The 18,320-nt window shown below is 62.5% G+C and carries 17 protein-coding genes and 1 pseudogene; 6 read left to right on the forward strand and 12 right to left on the reverse strand.

Features of this window, described 5'->3' with window-relative positions:
- Positions 1-5 precede the first annotated feature (5 nt).
- Together dapE and prmB are read left to right on the forward strand one after the other, a co-directional pair.
- Positions 6-1,136: a succinyl-diaminopimelate desuccinylase gene (dapE, locus tag ABW22_RS08425; RefSeq protein WP_059754795.1), complete on the forward strand. Its 1,131-nt coding sequence runs from the start codon at positions 6-8 to the stop codon at positions 1,134-1,136.
- 457 nt (positions 1,137-1,593) lie between these two features.
- Positions 1,594-2,499 carry a 50S ribosomal protein L3 N(5)-glutamine methyltransferase gene (gene prmB, locus ABW22_RS08430; protein WP_059754798.1) on the forward strand — a complete coding sequence of 302 codons (906 nt, stop codon included), beginning with the start codon at positions 1,594-1,596 and terminating at the stop codon, positions 2,497-2,499.
- Between the two features lie 34 nt (positions 2,500-2,533).
- Here prmB and ABW22_RS08435 read toward each other — a convergent pair whose 3' ends face one another.
- The 3 genes from ABW22_RS08435 to ABW22_RS18000 form a co-directional block, all read right to left on the reverse strand.
- Positions 2,534-4,783, reverse strand: coding sequence for a putative bifunctional diguanylate cyclase/phosphodiesterase (locus ABW22_RS08435; protein ID WP_059754803.1), 2,250 nt, complete (start codon positions 4,781-4,783; stop codon positions 2,534-2,536).
- A gap of 123 nt (positions 4,784-4,906) precedes the next feature.
- Complete coding sequence (locus tag ABW22_RS08440; RefSeq protein ID WP_237763279.1) at positions 4,907-5,587, reverse strand: hydrogenase maturation protease; 681 nt, start codon at positions 5,585-5,587, stop codon at positions 4,907-4,909.
- Between the two features lie 174 nt (positions 5,588-5,761).
- On the reverse strand, positions 5,762-6,244 hold the full coding sequence (locus ABW22_RS18000) for a hypothetical protein (RefSeq protein WP_059754806.1): 483 nt from the start codon (positions 6,242-6,244) through the stop codon (positions 5,762-5,764).
- A gap of 222 nt (positions 6,245-6,466) precedes the next feature.
- Here ABW22_RS18000 and ABW22_RS08450 point away from each other — a divergent pair, with 222 nt between their 5' ends.
- Positions 6,467-7,132, forward strand: coding sequence for a mechanosensitive ion channel family protein (locus ABW22_RS08450; RefSeq protein WP_059754810.1), 666 nt, complete (start codon positions 6,467-6,469; stop codon positions 7,130-7,132).
- A gap of 606 nt (positions 7,133-7,738) precedes the next feature.
- Positions 7,739-8,011: a hypothetical protein gene (locus ABW22_RS08455; RefSeq protein WP_157648582.1), complete on the forward strand. Its 273-nt coding sequence runs from the start codon at positions 7,739-7,741 to the stop codon at positions 8,009-8,011.
- Between the two features lie 104 nt (positions 8,012-8,115).
- Here the strand turns inward: ABW22_RS08455 and ABW22_RS16745 are convergent, their stop codons facing one another.
- On the reverse strand, positions 8,116-8,394 hold the full coding sequence (locus ABW22_RS16745) for a hypothetical protein (protein WP_237763280.1): 279 nt from the start codon (positions 8,392-8,394) through the stop codon (positions 8,116-8,118).
- A gap of 72 nt (positions 8,395-8,466) precedes the next feature.
- Here ABW22_RS16745 and ABW22_RS08460 point away from each other — a divergent pair.
- A pseudogene (locus ABW22_RS08460) lies at positions 8,467-8,972 on the forward strand (transposase); the annotation flags it as partial.
- 466 nt (positions 8,973-9,438) lie between these two features.
- On the opposite strand, the gene ABW22_RS08465 reads toward ABW22_RS08460, so the two are convergent.
- From ABW22_RS08465 to ABW22_RS08470, 4 genes are all read right to left on the reverse strand, one after another.
- The gene (locus ABW22_RS08465) at positions 9,439-10,587 is read right to left on the reverse strand and encodes a type II toxin-antitoxin system HipA family toxin (RefSeq protein WP_059754818.1); all 1,149 of its coding nucleotides are present in this window, start codon (positions 10,585-10,587) and stop codon (positions 9,439-9,441) included.
- On the reverse strand, positions 10,580-10,951 hold the full coding sequence (locus tag ABW22_RS17285) for a hypothetical protein (RefSeq protein ID WP_157648583.1): 372 nt from the start codon (positions 10,949-10,951) through the stop codon (positions 10,580-10,582). Before ABW22_RS17285 ends, ABW22_RS08465 begins: the two co-directional genes overlap by 8 nt.
- Positions 10,952-11,071: 120 nt before the next feature.
- Positions 11,072-11,338, reverse strand: a complete 267-nt coding sequence (locus ABW22_RS17835; protein ID WP_202813930.1) for a hypothetical protein — start codon at positions 11,336-11,338, stop codon at positions 11,072-11,074.
- 421 nt (positions 11,339-11,759) lie between these two features.
- Entirely contained in the window at positions 11,760-12,080 is a 321-nt protein-coding gene (locus ABW22_RS08470) for a YkgJ family cysteine cluster protein (RefSeq protein WP_202813931.1), read from the reverse strand.
- Positions 12,081-12,150: 70 nt separating this feature from the next.
- Between ABW22_RS08470 and ABW22_RS08475 the strand changes: the two genes are divergently transcribed.
- Entirely contained in the window at positions 12,151-12,780 is a 630-nt protein-coding gene (locus tag ABW22_RS08475) for a phosphoribosyltransferase (RefSeq protein ID WP_059754824.1), read from the forward strand.
- A 132-nt stretch (positions 12,781-12,912) separates the two neighbouring features.
- Here ABW22_RS08475 and ABW22_RS08480 read toward each other — a convergent pair whose 3' ends face one another.
- The 4 genes from ABW22_RS08480 to ABW22_RS08495 form a co-directional block, all read right to left on the reverse strand.
- Positions 12,913-14,106 (reverse strand): efflux RND transporter periplasmic adaptor subunit, encoded by a 1,194-nt coding sequence (locus ABW22_RS08480; RefSeq protein ID WP_059754827.1) that lies wholly within the window; start codon positions 14,104-14,106, stop codon positions 12,913-12,915.
- Between the two features lie 368 nt (positions 14,107-14,474).
- A complete protein-coding gene (locus ABW22_RS08485) occupies positions 14,475-16,844 on the reverse strand; it encodes an ABC transporter permease (protein ID WP_059754829.1) in 2,370 nt (789 codons plus the stop codon).
- Positions 16,845-16,856: 12 nt separating this feature from the next.
- Positions 16,857-17,579, reverse strand: coding sequence for an ABC transporter ATP-binding protein (locus ABW22_RS08490; protein WP_059754832.1), 723 nt, complete (start codon positions 17,577-17,579; stop codon positions 16,857-16,859).
- A gap of 302 nt (positions 17,580-17,881) precedes the next feature.
- On the reverse strand, positions 17,882-18,320 hold a 439-nt coding region (locus ABW22_RS08495), incomplete at its 5' end, for a dienelactone hydrolase family protein (protein ID WP_419184922.1).

Genomic DNA, 18,320 nt, shown 5'->3' on the forward strand with positions numbered 1-18,320 from the left:
GCAGCATGGCCAATGACACTTTCGCGCTTGCAGTCGAACTGCTCAAACGCCGCTCGCTGACGCCCGACGACGCCGGCTGCCACGACCTCATCGCCGCGCGCCTGCAACCGCTCGGCTTCCACATCGAACGCCATTGTCACAATGGCGTCGACAACCTGTGGGCGCGCAGGGGAACGACCGCGCCGGTGGTCTGCTTCGCCGGCCACACCGACGTGGTGCCGACCGGCCCGCTCGACCAGTGGCTGTCCGATCCCTTCGAGCCGACGGTGCGCGACGGCCAGCTCTACGCGCGCGGCGCCGCCGACATGAAAACCTCGGACGCAGCCTTCGTCACCGCCACCGAACGCTTCGTCGCCGCGCACCCCGATCACTCAGGATCAATCGCATTTCTCATCACCTCGGACGAGGAAGGCCCCGCCACCGACGGCACGGTGAAAGTGGTCGAGGCTTTGCGCGCGCGCAATGAGATGCTCGACTACTGCATCGTCGGCGAGCCCACCAGCGCCGCCGAATTTGGCGACACCATCAAGAACGGCCGCCGCGGTTCGCTCTCCGGCACGCTGCGCGTCAAGGGCGTGCAGGGGCATATCGCCTACCCGCATCTGGCGAAGAACCCGATTCATCTCGCCGCGCCCGCGATTGCCGAACTCGCCGACACCATGTGGGACGAGGGCAATACCTGGTTCCCGCCGACCACCTGGCAGATTTCCAATATCCACGGCGGCACCGGCGCCACCAACGTCATCCCCGGCGTGCTCGAGATCCAGTTCAACTTCCGCTTTTCCACTGCCAGCACTGCCGAAGGCCTGATGGACGCCATGAACGAAATCCTCGACAGCCACGGCCTCGACTACGAGATCGACTGGCACCTGTCGGGCAAGCCCTTCCTCACCCCGCGCGGCCCCCTGTGCGACCGGCTCAGCGAGGCGATCCGCGAAGTCACCGGCCTCACCCCCGAACTGTCGACCTCTGGCGGCACCTCGGACGGCCGCTTCATCGCCGACATCTGCCGCGAGGTGGTCGAGTTCGGCCCGCTCAACATGAGCATCCACAAGCTGAACGAGCACGTCGCGGTGGAGAACATCGAGCAGCTGGCGACGATTTATCAGAAGACGCTGGAAAAACTGCTGACTTGATAGCGATGGATTAACCTAAATTCTTTACCACAGAGACACAGAGACACAGAAAAAACGACTGAATCCTTGCGCTGATTGGACCCGGCTTTCATCAGAAAGGTGATCGGGCCAAGTACCGCAATGTTTGTTTTTGGCTCTTTCATCGTTATTTGTTGGTGTTGGCCAGCGCTGTGGGCGGGGCGCCCTCGCCCCGATTTGCGCACCGTCGCAACCGCCACGGCATCGGCCCGGGGCGGGCGTGCGTGGTTGTTGCCGACGCGTCGGCTTTTACAACCACGGCCTCCTCCTCGTGGGGGCTCCTACAACAGCAGACCCCTGTGGGAGGCCGAAGGATGGGCGCCTCATCAGAGGGAACAAGACATGACTTCAACAACTAACCGTGACATAGCCTTGTTTTTCCTCTGTGTCTCTGTGCCTCTGTGGTTCAACTGCTTTTCCCCAGGATTATTCCAACACGATGAAACATTTCGACGACACCGAATCCCTCATCACCGTGCGCGACTGGCTGCGCTTTGCAGCGTCGCGCTTCAACGAGGCCAAGCTGTTTTTCGGCCACGGCTCCGACAACGCCTTCGATGAGGCGGCCTACCTGATCCTGCACACCCTGCATCTTCCGCTCGAGCGGCTGGAGCCCTTCCTCGACGCCAGCCTCACGCATGGCGAATCGGAAGAGGTGCAGGCGGTGATCGAGCGCCGGGTGCGCGAGCGCATCCCGGCTGCCTATCTGACGAACGAGGCCTGGCTGGGCGAGCACCGTTTCTATGTCGACGAACGGGTGATCGTGCCGCGCTCCTTCATCGCCGAGCTGCTGCACGAGCAACTGACGCCATGGATTGAAGCGCCGGACGAAGTGACGCGCGCGCTCGACCTCTGCACCGGCTCGGGCTGCCTCGCCATCCTGGCGGCGCTGGCCTTTCCCAATGCCGAAGTCGATGCTGTGGATTTGTCGGCCGATGCGCTGGAAGTCGCCGCCAAGAACGTCGCCGATTACGGCCTCACGGACCGCATCGAGCTGGTCGAGTCGGACCTGTTTGCGGCGCTGGAAGGCCGCACCTACGACGTCATCCTCAGCAACCCGCCCTATGTGAACGCCGAATCAGTCGCCGCCCTGCCGCCGGAATACCAGGCGGAACCGGCGCTGGCGCTGGGCTCGGGCGAAGACGGCCTGGACGCCACCCGGCAGATCCTCGCCAAGGCCAGGGATCACCTCAACCCCGGCGGTCTGCTGGTGGTGGAAATCGGCCACAACCGTGATGCCCTCGAAGCCGCCTACCCCACCTTGCCCTTCATCTGGCTCGACACCGAAAGCGGCGACCAGTTCGTCTTCATGCTTCGGCGCGAAGATCTCACGGATCTATCGTAATCCCTGACCGTCGGTGCAGGCAGGCAGGTGCTGTCTAGCCGATGCTGACGATGGCATGCTGGCCCAGCATGGCAGCCAGATTGTCCGCCGCTTGCGGCCGGCTCATCAGATAGCCCTGGCCGAATTCGCAGCCGTGGTCACGCAGGAAGTCGTACTGTTCCTGGGTTTCGATGCCTTCGGCGATGACCTGCAATTCAAACCCTTTTGCCAGCGCCAGAATCGTCGTGACGATCTGACGGTCGCCCGACTGTCCCGGGATTTTGCTGACAAACGACTGGTCGATCTTGAGCGTATGAAACGGTAGCTCTTTGAGGTAACCCAGGCTGGAATAGCCGGTGCCGAAATCGTCGAGCGACAGCCGCACGCCCATGTCGCGCAAGGTTTCGAGGCTACTGCGCACCTCGTCGTTCATGATCAGCATCACGTTCTCGGTAATCTCCAGTTCGAGGCATTCCGGTGCCAGACCGGTGCGTGACAGCGCCTGCTCGACCGATTTCACCAGACGCCGCCCTTCGAACTGGCGGGTGGACACGTTCACCGCCAGCGTCATCCCGTCTGCCTTGCCCTGCTTCTGCCAGTCGCGCAGCTGGGTACACCCGGCTTCCAGCACCCATTCGCCGAGGGGAACGATCAAGCCGGTGTCCTCGGCTGCGGAAATGAATGCGCCCGGCATCACCAGGCCACGATCCGGATCGTTCCAGCGCACCAGCGCCTCGACCCCGACGATATTCCGGCTGCCCAACGCTACAATCGGCTGGTAATGCAATAGCAGTTCGTCGCGTTCCAGCGCCTGGCGCAAGCGGGTGTCGAGCGTCAACCGTTCGACCACGCGTGCGGTCTGCTGCGCGTGATAGAACAGGAGGCGGTTACCGCCCATTTCCTTCGCCTGATACATAGCCGTGTCGGCATGCTTGAGCAGCGCCTCCTGCGACGTCGCATCGTCCGGATAGAACGCGATGCCGATGCTGGCACTGCTGTATATCTGGGTGGCGCCGATATCGATCGGCATGGCGAGGCTTTGCAGCAATCGGGTTGCCACCAGTTCGGCATCCGAAGCTTCGCCGATCTCGGACACGATCACCACGAACTCATCGCCGCCGAAGCGGCTCAGATGATCGTGCGCGCGCAGCACCGATTGCAGGCGTATGGCGATCTGCTGCAGCAGCAAATCGCCGGCGCCGTGCCCAAGCCCGTCGTTGATGTTTTTCAGGCGGTCGACATCGAGGAATAGCAGGGCCAGGCGTTCATTGGTGCCCTGCAAGCCGGCCAGCGTCTGATTCAGCGCGATGCGAAAGCCCTCGCGATTCGGCAGACCAGTCAGCTCGTCGAAATAGGCCAACTGATTCAGATGCGCCTGGGCCTGTACGCGTTGTTCGATCTCGGACTGCAGCTGATCCGCACGCCGCTGCAGTTCGCCGGTCTGCCGCTGTACCTGATGACGCAGAAATCCGGCGATGGCCAGCGCCAGGACAAGCAGGCAGCCGGCAGCCGCTGCGGACCACGGCACCCAGTTTGGAATCCGGTCTGCCGGCACCGCTTCGAGCCATTGCCGCAAGGAATCGTAGTAGGCCGACTGGTGGTCCGCCTTGAGGGCAGCCAGGTGGCGGTCGAGCGCCTGCAGCAAGGCTGGGCTGGCGCCCTTCGGTGCCGCGTAGTGAACAAAAACGGGATTAAAGACAATGCTGGTCGCAACCAGGTCGGGCTGATGCGCATGCAGCGCGGCGAACACCCGGTTTACCGCACCGGCGTCGGCGCGGCGTTCGGCAATCGCGTCCAGCACCTGGGGAAAGTTGTCCACATAGACCGGGATAAACGGCGCGTCGAACTGCCTCGACAGCTCGATCAGCGCCTGGCTGTGCGTGCCGCTGCGCATCAGCGCGACGCGTTTTCCCTTGAGATCGGGCAGCGAATGGATGTCAGCCTCGGCATGGCGGAATACCATCCCCCAGTTGCCGATCAGACTTTGTTGCGTGAACTGGAAACGCTTGGCGCGTCCGTCACTATAGGCGATAACCGCGAGCAGATCGATATCGCCCTTGTCCAGGCGTGCAACGAGATTGTCAAAGGAATCGGGGACATAGGTGACCTGCCAGCTTTCCCGTTCGGCCACCCAGCGGATCATGTCGATCGCGATGCCTTCTGGAAAAGCGTCGGCTGCCGCACTGACAATCGGCGGATTCTCGAATACGCCTACCCGGACCGGAATCCGGTCTGGCGCGGCCCACGCCGGAGAAAACGACACCAGCCAAAACAGGCAGGCCTGCAAAAAAGGTCGGAACGCCACGAGTTTTTTTATCCTTGGGATTTTTGAGTCAAGTACCTCTGTAACGGCAAGAATAACCTGATATTGATAGCAAGAATTAGAAGGCGCATCCGGCGTCAACCACCTTTCGGGCATGCGTCCCGATCATGCTTGCAGAAGCGTGGCGATCAGGTCGGCGGCAATACACCGGGCAAGTTGCTGCGCCGCTGCCTGAATGTCGTCTCCCGCTTGTTCGCCGGGATTCGCCGAGCCGATTTCGATTCTGTACAGGTCGATCCGCGACGGCAGGCGGCCGAGTTCGCGTGCCAGCGACAGCGCATCGATCACGCCGAAGCCATGAGTGGACAGTCCCTTCGTGTACCGTGGCCAATCCTTCTGATCGAAGCGCTGGATGCGGCCGGCCGGTCCGCTTCCCTGCATGGCGTCGACCAGAATCACCCAGGCGGTGTTGTCCAGCAAAGGAATCAGGTTGGCACCAGGGCGATCCAGCTTTTCAATGACCATCGCATCATCGCATTGCAAGCCGGCTGCCAGCAGGGCATCGATGGTCAGCCAGCCAGCCTGGTCGTCGCCCGACGACGAGCCGATGCCGAATATGCGCACCCTGCTCATCCGCGCTCGACGTTCATCCGCAGGAAATGGGTGGCGCAGGAGATGCAGGGGGTAGTTGCGGATGACTTTTTCGCAGTGCAGGCGCAGCGCGTCGTCAGGATGGTCGAGCCCGAAGCTCAGCAGCGACAGCCGCAGATCTTCCTCGATGCGCTCCGGGTTCTGGCTGGTCGGCGGCGCGATGCGGGCATTGACCACGCGGCCGTCGTCGTCCATTTCGTAGCGATGCCACAACAGGCCGCGCGGCGCTTCGGTGCAGCCGCTGGCGACGCCGGCACGCGGGCTGACCGTGATAGCTGCTGAACAGCGCAGTCGAATGCGCCTGGTGCTGCTCGGCAAAGTGGTCGTCGAAGGCGTCTGCCTCGATGCGCAGTCCGTCGCTGACGCCGATCAGGCCGCGCTCGATGGCGTAGCATCGCACCCGAGACGAAAGCCTGGTCGTCCTGCGGCATCGCAATGCCCGCCGCCCAGCGGATCAGGGCTTCGGCCTCCGGCAGAGCGGCGCGCAGTTTTTTCCCGGATGTCCCTGACGCGAGCCAGCGACGGCGCGCCATGGAAGCCGCCGATGCGCACGCCCACCGGATGCACCGAGCGGGCGCCGAACAGCTCCATCAATTCGTTGTCGAGCGACTGGATGCGCAGGCCCCGGCGCAGCGATTCGATGGCGTCGAAGTCGGATTTGCCGGTACACAACAGACCGACATAGGCCTTGAGCAGGCTGCTGGTGGCAATGCCGCCCTGGCCAGAAATGGGAAAGCGCGGGTCGATGATCTGGTCGATCTGGGCAAAGCGTTTGAGGTATTGCCCGACCAGCGACAACCCGGCCTGCGCTGTCAGATTGTAGGGCAGGCGTTTGATTTGGAAGTCGGTCATGGCGGCGGTGGGAAATTCAATGCCGCCATTATCTCAGGCCACCCCACCGGCTTCACCCACTGGGTGCGGGTAAATTTGCCTGCAACCCGCTCTGGCGCTGGGCTTACGCGAAAACGATCACGGATTCAGGTCATTGTCAGCCCGCCGATGTCGGAAAGCCGGGAAAGCCATCCCGATCGATTCGCTATAATCCATTTTTTCAAGCAGTAGAAGGAGCGTGCCATGCAGCAACAATTCGACGTGTTCGTCGCCTCCCTGACCACCTTCTGGACGCAGCTGGCAAGTTTTGTGCCGCAATTGCTGGCAGCGCTGCTGCTGCTGTTCGTTGGCTGGCTGTTCGCCAATCTTGCACGCACGGGGGTAACCAAGCTGCTGGACCTGCTGCGCTTTGACCGGCTGGCTGAAAAGACCGGCATCGAAGCCTTTCTCAAGCAGGGCAATCTGGATGTGTCGCTCTCGCGGCTGCTCGCCAAACTGGCCTACTGGATTGTCATCTTCATCGTGGTCGTCACCGTGGCCAACAGCCTGGGCCTGCACATGGTGGCCGAACTGTTCAACAAGGTCGTGCTCTACATCCCCAACATCATCGTCGCCATTCTGGTGCTGGTGTTCGGCGTGCTGGTGGCGCGTTTTATCAACAGCATGGTGTTCGCCTACCTCAACAACATCGGCGTGCAGGGCGCGCTCACCATCAGCACGCTGGCGGAGTATGCGACCATCATCTTTGTAGTGTTTGTGGCGCTGGAACAGCTGGCGATCGGCACCACGCTGCTGACCGCCGCCTTCCAGATCGGCTTCGGTGCGATCGGCCTGGCCCTAGCGCTGGCGTTCGGGCTGGGCGGCCGCGAATGGGCGGCAGGCGTAATCAAGAAACTGACCGAGAAATAAAACAAACGGTGCCCGCGGCCGTTGCCTTGATGGCTAGGGACAGACGCGTGAAACGCCTGGTCGGGTTTTAAATCGGGAAATAAATAAATATGGCGTGGAATTTCCACGCCATATTTTTTGCATTGGGAAGCCGTTTGATGCAAATTTCGTTATGAACGGGGTTTCAATTCAACCTGGAAACCGCAGTTGGACGCGCCCGATGGTGCGTCTGGGCGTGTGTCTGCCGCATACGATTCCACATGGGCTTCAGCCCATAGTGGATCGGAGTCCTTTAGGGCGAAGCAACGAGGCGGCAGGCCGGGGCCTGCAACGAGGCGCGACAAAGGCAGGCGCGCGACCAGACGTGCCAGCGGGTGCGTAGCGGTGTCACCCAAAAGGTGAACGCGAACATATTGCGCGAGGACGCCACATCCCATATTGCGCGAGGACGCCACATCCGAAGGCGGAAAACTCAGTATTCACGCGGCTTCCATTGAGGTGATGAGCGGTCAACTGCGGTTTTTGGGTTCAATCTAGCTTTGCATCGACACGGAGCAAGCCCGAACAAGAACGAGCGGCGCAAAACCGCCTATTTTTAGAGTGGATCGACACACAAGGAGAATGACGATGGCTGTTGTGAATATTGGTCACTACTATGCCGAGTGGATGCCCTCCGGCTCGCCCGACAAACCCGGCCGCGGGCGCATCATCCTGCGCAGCGCAACCCGGCTCACCGAACTGTTCCGCCTGACCAACCTGGGCTCGGAGGATTACCGCAACCTGCTCCACATGCTGCAGACCGAAAAGCCGGTGTTCTGGGACAGCGAGGCAGGCTGGCTGCGCACCGCGCATCCGCAGATGCATGACGCCGAGCCCGTGGGGGAGCAGGAAGGAAACTGAGAAGCGGGCTGCCTGGCCATGCTGCCGGCTCCGCCCCCAACAGCCGGGCAGATCAGGCAGACGAGGATGAATCCAGAGGCTTGCGCATGCCCGCAAAGCACATGTCAGGCTGGGCGCATGCCCTTGCAATCCGGGTGTCGTGAGCAGCGCCAATACTTCTTGCCCGCATTTGTACCGTGCTTGGCTTTACGCATCACCATCCGGCTTTGGCATTCCGGGCAATAAGGCGCGCCTGCCGTCGTGATGCTCAGTAGATCCCGAAAAAACTTGACGGGCGCACTCCCCCCGCGAATCAGCGCATGCAGCGCCTTGCCATCTATCAGCTCGATGTTCTTGCCCCGGGCAAATGCACAGGCTTCATCCGTAAATACGCCGGACGTCACCACAAACCCACCGGCGGCGGCCCCGGGCTGTCATCAGCCCATCGAGCTCTCGCACGGTGTTCATGACGGACGGTGGTCAACGCCATGGTCACCACCGCCGATGGCTTCGCCGAGCGCGAAGCGGCCAAGGCGATGATCAACGACGCCCGGCAAGCGACAGACAACCCGCAGGCAGAAATCACGCTGGGAGCCGACAAGGGCTATGACGCCAAAGAGTTCATTGATGCGCTGCAGGAAATGAACGTCGTTCCTCACGTCGCGCAGAACACCTCGGGGCGCCGCTCGGCTGTACCCGACGCCATCGCGGCCAGTGCGGGCTACGCCATTTCGGTGCAGAAGAGAAAGCTCATCGAGCAGGGCTTTGGCTGGGCAAAGACCGTCGGGCCTATCCGCCAGGTCATGGTGCGCGGGTTGAAGAAGGTTGATCAGATGTTTGTGCTGACCATGGCGGCTTACAACCTCACACGCATGCACACGCTGGGGAAAATCCGTCTTCAACCGGCGTGAAGGGCAGAAAATGCGGGGAAACGAAGCTCAAAATGAAGAAAACAAGCCCAAACAGGCTGAAAATTCCATAATGCGAGCGGCTGAAGTGAAAATCAAGGCTATGTCACTGTTAGTTGTTGAAGTCATGTCTTGTCCCCTCTGATGAGGCGCCTATCCTTCGGCCTCCCACAGGGGTCTGCTGTTGTAGGAGCCCCCGCGAGGAGGAGGCCGTGGTTGTAAAAGCCGACGCGTCGGCAACAACCACGCACGCCCGCCCCGGGCCGATGCCGTGGCGGTTGCGACGGTGCGCAAATCGGGGCGAGGGCGCCCCGCCCACAGCGCTGGCCAACACCAACAAATAACGATGAAAGAGCCAAAATCAAATATCCCGAGCAAGGTGCCACGAATCCGTGCGGGGTATTTCAGCAGCCTGTTAAAGCAGTTCTTGATATGCAGCAATGTGCGTCACTTCAGCTCCTGCCACTTCGGCCTCTCCAGCAAAACGTGGCCACTGCCTCACTGCATCAATCACCTTCTCAAAGAGCACCTTTGGCTGGTTTACATCAAATTTCGAACCCAGCTCCAGCAAATCGTCACGCGTAATCCCGTGCCCCTTGCCGGCCACCAGCATCTGGTGCTGGCGCGTCCATTTGTCCGGGGCCGGGTTATATGTGAAAAGCAAACGTCATACGCGGGCGAGAGGCTCCACTGACCCGTTTCGTCCATGATGAAAGCGAGATTTTTGGTGTGGTCATCGCAGTTCCTGGCAGCAATATTGAATACGCAGCGGATCCATGCCTGCGCAAGCGCGTCTGCGCCTAAATCCATTTCCAATATTGTTCTAAAATACTGTTCGTAGCTGTGCACGTAGGGGGCATTGAAGTCCAAATGCTGCAGACCGCAAAGTGAATGGACATGCAGCTTTTCGTTGCCTTTCCTGTCGAACCGTTGCGTCATGAAATGCGCCCTGTCGTTTTCTTCCAGCAATCGGCAGGGGCTCATTGCCACGCCTGCGGCGGTTGCCATGAGGTAATGCGCATACTCAACGCGGCCAAACCCTCTGGTCTTGCCCAGTTGCCCGTCGTCCCCCACGCCATCGAATTTAAGCAGCCAATGTTCAAAGCCTGACGGGACGTCGAATTGACCTGAAACAATTTTGTTGGTCGCCGGGTTCCAGCCGATTACGGCTTTGGCCCGCGCGCCCCCGGCGGAACTGCCGACGTCGATAATGTCCTGGGCAACTGTTGAGAATTCTCCGCGCAAAGCACGTCTGGCGTCCTCTACCAGATGAGCCATTTCCAACGGGGTGGCGACACTTGGCGCTCTCAATTCCCGGGAGGCCGGCTCAAACTCAAGGGCGCCCATCGCTCTCCTGCCGACATACATAAAGCGCTGGAGGGCGGTAATGTCTCCATTACGCATCCCATGGCGAACGAGATATTCGTCTATCAGCGCATTACCGAACCGGTCCGGAAGCGCATCCGCTATCAAGCCTGGAAGCCCGTGAAAGGTTTCCGTCTGCAAACTGGTAAAGCTGTAGCGCTTTGTCAGATGGAGTGGCATTTTGAGCGGTGAAAGCTCAAGACCCGCCCGAACAAACGAAGAGGCATATTGAAACTCGTAAAAACCAGGCTTACCTCGCAACGGCGCCAACGCCCCTACTTGACGCCCCCAGACGCGAACTTCGACGGCACGTATTTCAGCCATGCTTGCGCGTCCTGTCTTGACCGGGCCCTTTTTGATCTCGCGTAGACGTCGAGCGCGGCGCCCGTTGTCTTTGTGTCTTGGCCCGATCGGTCTTTAATAATTCGAGTGGGCCTGGCGATCCCGGTTCGGGCACAAGGTCTTCCAGTCTGTCCAACAGGTCAAGGGCACGAAAAATTGCCACCAGATTTGAAAGCGTGGTGCCGCCGGTTTTTTCAAACCGCTTGAGTGGCGTCAGGCCAACTCCGCTTTTTCGGCACAGCTCCGCCTGCGTCATGCCGGCGCCGTTCGGGTCCACGCGCCAGGCACGGAGCGAACGCGCGAGCCGCAGGGCTATTTCCTGGTTAGTCAGATGCTTGATTGACATGGTCCAATATTAGGCCTCTATAAAGATTAACAAAACATAAAAATCCAATATTAGTCTACATTACTTATCGCAACGCGTAAGGATTCAATAGTCTAATATTAACCTTATAATTAATTAATATTAACACAACAGCTTAATATTAGACCTTATTTTATTAAGCCCTAACGGATCATCGACGTGCCCAGCAACCGCTTCCCCAGTTTTTTTCAGGCAGTGCTGGCATAGGCAGAACAGGGTTGTAACGTTCATACGCCCAAGCCGTTGCGGTGAGGCGGCACGGGCGACAATCCCGGCATGTTCATCCGCCATGCGCTGCAGCGCATGATCAATATCGCCAGACTCCGGCGGATACCTGCGCACCACGGCAACATAGCGCTTGCTCTTCACCGCGTTCGAACTGGCGACTCAACAAACGTCCGACCTCCGATCCAACGCAAACAACAGCACGCCGGAAGTCCTCTTGTCGAGTCAATGCGCCGGATAAACCGGTTGGCCGATCTGGTCGCGCAGCATCTGCAACGCGAAACGAGTTTCATGGCGATCCAGCACGCTGCGATGCACGAGCACCCCGCCGGCTTGTGAATGGCAATCAGGCTGTCATCGCGGTAAATGATTGGCAGCGATTCGGACGCACCCTCGGGCACGCTATTTCCTGCCCTCGCACGGGAAATGCTCTGTCAGCGCCTTCTGCAACACCTCACCGGCCGGCTGGGTCAAAGAACAGGCCGACCCATACAGCCAGGATGGCCGGCAAGAAACGGGTTTTGACCACAGTTGAATGCATAAAGAAGGGACTCTCAATGGCACTTCAGGAAGTGTGCATATGTATCGGCTTGCTGGGCAATAGACGTAATCGCTCACCCATACACTCGTAATCGCCCACCTGATATTCGCGGCAGACGTTCGGCCGCCGCTCGTAGATGGTGCATCGCAGGGTGTTTCGATCCAGCGCTGCGCACCAGCCGTCCTCGAGGCGGCGCATCACCCACCCGCCCCACTGATCCTGGGCGGTCAGCCGCGTCGGGACGTCGTCCTCGCCCATCAGCAAAACTTCCAGCCGGCAACAGCAGGCTTCACAGGTGGCGCACGAGATGGCAGCGCTGTCGTCCGTATCGTTTGTAGCGTTCATGTGCTGCATTGTCCCATTCAAGCAGGGATTTCTGTCTAGGATGAAAGAGACAAATACTGAGGGGGTCATCATGTCTTTTGCCAATCGCAATCAGGCCGCCGACCGGCTGGCCGAAGCCTTGGCGGCGTACAAGGGACAGCATCCGCTGATCCTTGCCATTCCGCGCGGGGCGGTGCCGATGGGGCAGCGACTGGCCAAGGCGCTGGACGGCGATCTTGACGTGGTGCTGGTGCGCAAGCTGCGCGCGCCGTTCAACCCGGAATTCGCCCTCGGCTCGATCGACGAATCGGGCTGGACCTATATTTCGGACTATGCGGAATCGGCCGGCGGCACGCCCGCCTATCTGGAACAGGAAAAGCAGGCCCAGCTTGCAACGATCCGCAAGCGGCGCGCGCAGTACACGCCGCTGCGTCCGCCGATCGATCCGGCGGGGCGCATCGTGATCGTGGTCGATGACGGGCTGGCCACCGGGGCGACCATGATTTCGGCGCTGCATGCGCTGCGCGCCAAGAAACCGGCGCGCCTGATCTGTGCGGTGCCGGTGGCGCCGCCGGACACGCTGGAAAAGATCGAGGGATATGCCGACGAGGTGGTGTGCCTGCAGGCGCCGGCATTCTTTCAGGCGGTGGGGCAGTTCTATGCGGATTTTCCGCAAGTCGAGGACAGCGAAGTCGAGGCCATCCTCAAGCAGACTGACTGATTATTCCCCTGTGTGGGAACGGGTCTCTGCGCAAGTTTAACGCTAATAATGGCACCATTAATTGGTCTTCTCAACCCATTCGCCCCGGGACGAGTCTCCCACAAGGCCCCAAGCCTGTTGGATTACCCATGTTCAACGCAGTTTCACCCGCGTGCCGTCGCTGATCTTGTCGTCGGGATGGGTAATCACCTGCTCGCCCGCGTCCAGGCCGGACAGTACCTGCGCGATGAGTCCGGCGCGCTGGCCGACTTCGACCGGCTTCAGCTTGGCGCGCCCGGCTTCGAGCACAAACGCGGCCCAGCCCTCGCCCTGGCGAAACAAGGCGCTGGCGGGCAGCTGCAGGACGTCGGCATCTTCCCAGATCACGAAGCGGGCTTCCACCCGATAGCCGTCGCCGAGGCGGTGCCAGGCCTCGCGCGGGCTGGTGAAATCCACGATCACCCGCACCCGCTGCTCTTCGACGCCGAGCGCGGAGATTTTGGTGAAGCCGGTCGGCTCGACCACGCGCACGCTGCCTTCGACGGCTGAGTCGCCGCCCCAGCGGTCGAGGATCACCCGCGAGCCGGGGGTGATTTTCACCGCATGGGTGGACAGCACTTCCACTTCCACTTCCAGCGACTCGGGATTGCCGATCTCGATCAGGGGCTGGCCGGCCAGCACCGCGCCTTCGCTTTCGCGCACCAGCTTGAGCACGCGCGCCTCGACCGGGGCGCGCACGCTCAGCCGTTCGGCCGGCGCGCCGGCCTGCAGCCAGGCGGTGCTGGCGGCGGCCGCGTGCGCCATTTCCAGTTCGAAGCGCGCCACCTTGACGGCGTGATCCGCGGCCTGCTGCACGGCGCGGGCACGGGTCTCCGCCGTGCGGGCGGTATCCAGCGCCTGCGCGGAAAGAAAATTCGACTCGCGCAGGGTTTCGGCGCGAGCGCGTTCCTGCTGCGCCAGCTGCAGGGCCGCCGCGGTCGCGCGGGCGTTTTCCTGCGCCACCGCCAGGGCGGCCTGGGCGGCGCCCGCCTGCGCTTGCGCCTGCGCGCGGGTGCGCGGATCCAGCGCATCCGAACGTACCGGCTCGATCTCCGCAATCACCTGGCCCGGCTTGACCGCGTCGCCGGCCTTCAGCGTGATGCGCCGCAGCGTGCCGCTCACCGGGGCGGAGACGACGTAGCGTTCCATCACCCGCGTCTTGCCCTCCTCCTCGACGGTGACGACGAACGGCCCGGTCTCGACCGCCGCGACGTCGACCGGCACCGCGCGCGGCATGAAGCCGTAGACGAGTCCCGCCACGACGAGCGCCGCGAGGGCCAGCATGCCGAGTTTTGTGCGCACCTGCATGGTTCGTATCAACCTAGAAACCGCAGTTGGACGCGCTCGATGGTGCGTCTGGCCGTGCGCATGCCGCGAAGCGAGGAGGCGGCAGGCCGGGGCCTGCAACGACGTGCGTGGTTGTTGCCGCTTTAGCGGCTTTAGTGCGCGGTTGTTGCCGGCTCGCCGGCTTTACAACCGCGGCCTCCCCCTTGCGGGGACAACCACGGCCTACCCCTTGCGGGTGGAGCGACCAAGGCAGGCGCACGACCAGGCGTGCCAGCGGGTGCGTAGCGGACTCACCCTGTAGGGGGGCGTGGCCGAAGGCAGAAAAACCAATATCCATGCTGCATTCCTCAGGGTGATGCGCGGTCAACTGCGGTTTTTAGGTTGAATCCTTATTCACGCGTTTTAAGCACCGCCACCAGATCCAGCCGGCCGAGGCGCAGCCACATCAAGAGCCCCGAAAGCACAGCCGAAACGATGACGACCGAGGCGCCCATGGCGTAGTTTCCCGGCGTCAGGATCAGCGGTAGCCGGTAAAGGTCGCTCTCGAAGGCCAGCACCAGGATGCCGACCAGGCCGGTGCCGACCAGGAATCCCACCGGGATCGCCGCCAGCGTCAGCAACGCCAGTTCTCCCAGCAAAATATAGGCGATCTCGCCCTGGGTGAAGCCCAGCACGCGCAGGCTGGCCAGTTCGCGCCCGCGTTCTGACAGCGCGATGCGCGCGCTGTTGTAGACCACGCCGAAACCGATCGAGCCGGCGAGCAGGGTCGCCACCAGATTGTAGAACAGGATGAACTCGCCGATGGTTTCGTAGAAGCTCTGGATGGCCGAGAGATTGGCGACCATGCCGAGCACGCGCGGACGCTCGTTCAAGCTGGCGTAAACCGCCTCCTCGGCGCCGGGCTCGATCGCGAGATAGGCGCCGGTCACCACATGCCCCTCGCGCATCAGGGCATTCAGCGAATCCTTCTGCATGTAGGCCGACAAGCCCAGGAACTGCTGGGTGATGCCGAGCACCGGCACCTGCAGCACCGGCCGGCTGCCTTCCAGCACCTCCACCGTCAGCATGTCGCCCGGCTTGACGTGCAAGATGTTGCGCGCCAGATGGTCGGTCAGCACCACGCCGCCCGGCGGCACCGCGACCGGCTGGTAATCGTGGTCGAACGAGCGGTGCAGCTGGCCTTCCGGCTCGATGCCGAAAATCGCCGACCGGTAGCGGTAATGACCAAAGCGCAGGATCGCCGGCACGTCACGATAGCCCTCCACGTAGCCGACGCCCGGCACCGCGGCCAGCTCGTGCAGCGCGCGGCCCGAGGTGGGCTCGATGAAGGTGAGCGTCAGGTCCTCGCGCGCCGCCTGGCGGAATTGCAGATCGACCATGAAATCGATCGCGCCCTTCTGGTAGTTGCCCACCATCATCAGGCCGCAGGCGCAGGAAATGCCGAGCACGGTCAGCATCGACTTCAGCGGGCGCCGCTCGATGTGGCGCAGGATCATCCGCGTCGGCGCGCCGAACCAGCGCTGCAGGCCGATGCGCTCGACCAGGGTGGCGCGATAGGCCTCCGGCATTTCCGCACGCATGCCTTCGGCCGCCGGCAGCCGCACGGCGCGCGCCACCGAATAGAGCGTGCCGCTGACCGCCGCGACGACACTGACGCCAAGCGCAACCAGCACGACCCCGGGATACAGCAGATAGTCCAGATAGGGAAAGCGGAAGGTCGTTTCCATGTAGACGTCGGCGAGCCCCTGCCCGAACCAGGCGCCGAGCGCCACCCCGCCCGCCACCCCCAGCAGCACCATTCCCAGCACCAGCTTGACGTAGTGCCAGCCGATGGCCGGATAGCGATAGCCGAAGGCCTTGAGAATCGCGATCTGTTCCCGCTGCAGCGCGATCAGCCGGCTCACCACCACGTTGAGCAGGAAGGCCGCGACGCCGAGAAAGATGGCCGGGAAGATCGTCGCCATGGTCTGCAGCTGACTCAGTTCCTCGGAAAGGAAGCGGTTGGAGAACTGGTCCTTGCGGCCATAGGCCCCGGTGCCGCCATAGGGGGCGAGAATGGCATCGACGCGGTCGATCACGTCCTGCTCGCGGGCGTCACGCGCCAGCGTCAGGCTGAGCTGGTTGAATGCACCCTCCATGCCGTAGGCGGCACCGAGCGCGCTGCGCCCCATCCACAGCACGCCGTAGCGCTTGAAATCAGGGAACATCGATCCGGGCGCGATCTGGTAGATGTACTCCGGCGACACCGCCACACCGGCAATGGTGAGTTGCTGGCGCTTGCCGTTGATGATGGCGGCGATCTTGTCGCCGGGCTGCAGGCCGTGGGCATCGGCAAAGCTGTCCGACAGCACCACCTCGTCGGCGCTCCAGGCCTGCGGCATGCCGCCGCGCTTGAGATGCAGCGCATTGAGCAGCGGCGCGCCGTTGTCCGGCAGCGACAGCAGCAGGCCGGTGATGGGGTCGTTGAAGCCCTCCAGTTCCAGCTTCACCCCGGCCCGCACCCGCGTTTCCAGCAGTTCCACCCCGGGCAGCGCACGCAACCGGTCGGCCACCGGCTCGGGCGCGCGCTTCAGGCTGGCGAAGACTTCGGCGAAACGGTATTCGCCGTAGAAGCGGTCGCGCGTGACGACCAGCGAATCGTAGGTGGAGAGCGACATCACCAGGGTGGCGACGCCGCCCATGATCACCACCGCGATCGCCAGCACCTGGCCGCGCAGATGCCACAGATCACGGAACAGTTTGCGGTCGAGGGCCCGCATGAAGGGGGCCAGTTACCAGGACAGCTCGCTCGCCGAACGCTTGTGGGCGTTGCGGTGTTCCTCGGCAATCTGTCCATCGGACAGGCGGATCACCCGGTCGGCCATGTCGGCGATGCCGGCGTTGTGGGTAATCAGCACGGTCAGCGTGCCGAGCTCGCGGTTCACTTTCTCCAGCACTTCGAGCACCACCACGCCGGTGGCCGAATCGAGCGCGCCGGTGGGCTCGTCGCACAACAGCACCGCCGGGTTCTTCGCCACCGCACGGGCGATCGCCACCCGCTGCTGCTCGCCGCCTGACAACTGGGCGGGAAAGTGGTCGAGGCGGTTGCCCAGGCCGACCAGTGCCAGCGCGTCCTCCGGCCGCATCGGCGACTTGGAAATCTCCGTCACGGCAGCGACGTTCTCGCGCGCGGTGAGGCTGGGAATCAGGTTGTAGAACTGGAACACGAAGCCGACGTGCTCGCGGCGAAAGCGGGTGAGTTCGGATTCGGACGCGCCGGTCAGCGTGTGGTCGAGATAGCGCACCTCGCCGCCGCTGGGCGCGTCGAGCCCGCCGAGGATGTTCAGGAGTGTCGACTTGCCGCTGCCCGAGGGGCCGAGCAGCACCACCAGTTCGCCGCGATAGAGAGTGAGGTCGATGCCGCGCAGCGCATGTACCTCGACCTCGCCCATGCGGTAGACCTTGGTGAGGCCGCGGGCAACGAAAATGGCGGGGTTGGCGTTATCCTGTGGCATGCGATTCATCTTGGCACGGCCCGTGATTAGAGGCTAGCGGACTTATAGGCGACCGAAGCGACAGTGCATGGTTGTAGGCGCCCCCGCAAGGGGGAGGCCGTGGTTGTAAAGCCGACAAGTCGGCAACAACCACGCACGCACGCCCCCGGCCCGATGCCGTGGAGCTTGCGACGGTGCGAAAATCGCGGCGAGGGCGCCGCTCCGAAACCCCGCGGACCTGTGGGAGCGGCGCCCTCGCCGCGATTTTCGGGCCTTCGCACACACCAAACCATCGGGCCGGGGGCGGCCCTCCTACGGGAAATTCAGGACCGGGGGGGCGCTTCCGGCAGATGCTTCGCGAACCAGGCAGCTGCCTGGCGTGCCACCTCCTCCAGCGTGCCGGGTTCCTCGAACAGGTGAGTGGCGCCGGGAACAATCACCAGCTCCTTTTCGCAATGCAACTGATCGTAGGCCAGCTGGTTGAGGTCGATCACGACATCGTCAAAACCGCCGACCAGCAACAGGGTCGGCGCGGTCACGCTCGCCAGCGCCTGGCGGCTGGCCAAATCGGGGCGGCCGCCGCGCGAGACCACGGCCCGGGTGTCCGCGCCCAGCATCGCGGCGGCTTCGAGCGCGGCAGCGGCGCCGGTGCTGGCGCCGAAAAACCCGAGCGGCAGTTCGTGGGTGGACTCCTGCGATACCACCCAGCGCGCGGCATCCAGCAGGCGCTGCGTCAGCAGCGCGATGTCGAAGCGGCGGGCG

The organism is Thiobacillus denitrificans, from assembly GCF_001530125.1.
Taxonomy (GTDB): Bacteria; Pseudomonadota; Gammaproteobacteria; order Burkholderiales; family Thiobacillaceae; genus Thiobacillus; species Thiobacillus denitrificans_C.

What these genes read in the sequence shown, in the direction of transcription:
- dapE (WP_059754795.1), top strand. Translation starts at nt 6, where the DNA reads ATGGCCAATGACACTTTCGCGCTTGCAGTCGAACTGCTCAAACGCCGC.
- prmB (WP_059754798.1), top strand. Translation starts at nt 1,594, where the DNA reads ATGAAACATTTCGACGACACCGAATCCCTCATCACCGTGCGCGACTGG.
- ABW22_RS08440 (WP_237763279.1), bottom strand. Translation starts at nt 5,587, where the DNA reads ATGGACGACGACGGCCGCGTGGTCAATGCCCGCATCGCGCCGCCGACC.
- ABW22_RS18000 (WP_059754806.1), bottom strand. Translation starts at nt 6,244, where the DNA reads ATGACCGACTTCCAAATCAAACGCCTGCCCTACAATCTGACAGCGCAG.
- ABW22_RS08450 (WP_059754810.1), top strand. Translation starts at nt 6,467, where the DNA reads ATGCAGCAACAATTCGACGTGTTCGTCGCCTCCCTGACCACCTTCTGG.
- ABW22_RS08455 (WP_157648582.1), top strand. Translation starts at nt 7,739, where the DNA reads ATGGCTGTTGTGAATATTGGTCACTACTATGCCGAGTGGATGCCCTCC.
- ABW22_RS08465 (WP_059754818.1), bottom strand. Translation starts at nt 10,587, where the DNA reads ATGGCTGAAATACGTGCCGTCGAAGTTCGCGTCTGGGGGCGTCAAGTA.
- ABW22_RS17285 (WP_157648583.1), bottom strand. Translation starts at nt 10,951, where the DNA reads ATGTCAATCAAGCATCTGACTAACCAGGAAATAGCCCTGCGGCTCGCG.
- ABW22_RS08470 (WP_202813931.1), bottom strand. Translation starts at nt 12,080, where the DNA reads ATGAACGCTACAAACGATACGGACGACAGCGCTGCCATCTCGTGCGCC.
- ABW22_RS08475 (WP_059754824.1), top strand. Translation starts at nt 12,151, where the DNA reads ATGTCTTTTGCCAATCGCAATCAGGCCGCCGACCGGCTGGCCGAAGCC.
- ABW22_RS08480 (WP_059754827.1), bottom strand. Translation starts at nt 14,106, where the DNA reads ATGCAGGTGCGCACAAAACTCGGCATGCTGGCCCTCGCGGCGCTCGTC.
- ABW22_RS08485 (WP_059754829.1), bottom strand. Translation starts at nt 16,844, where the DNA reads ATGCGGGCCCTCGACCGCAAACTGTTCCGTGATCTGTGGCATCTGCGC.
- ABW22_RS08490 (WP_059754832.1), bottom strand. Translation starts at nt 17,579, where the DNA reads ATGCCACAGGATAACGCCAACCCCGCCATTTTCGTTGCCCGCGGCCTC.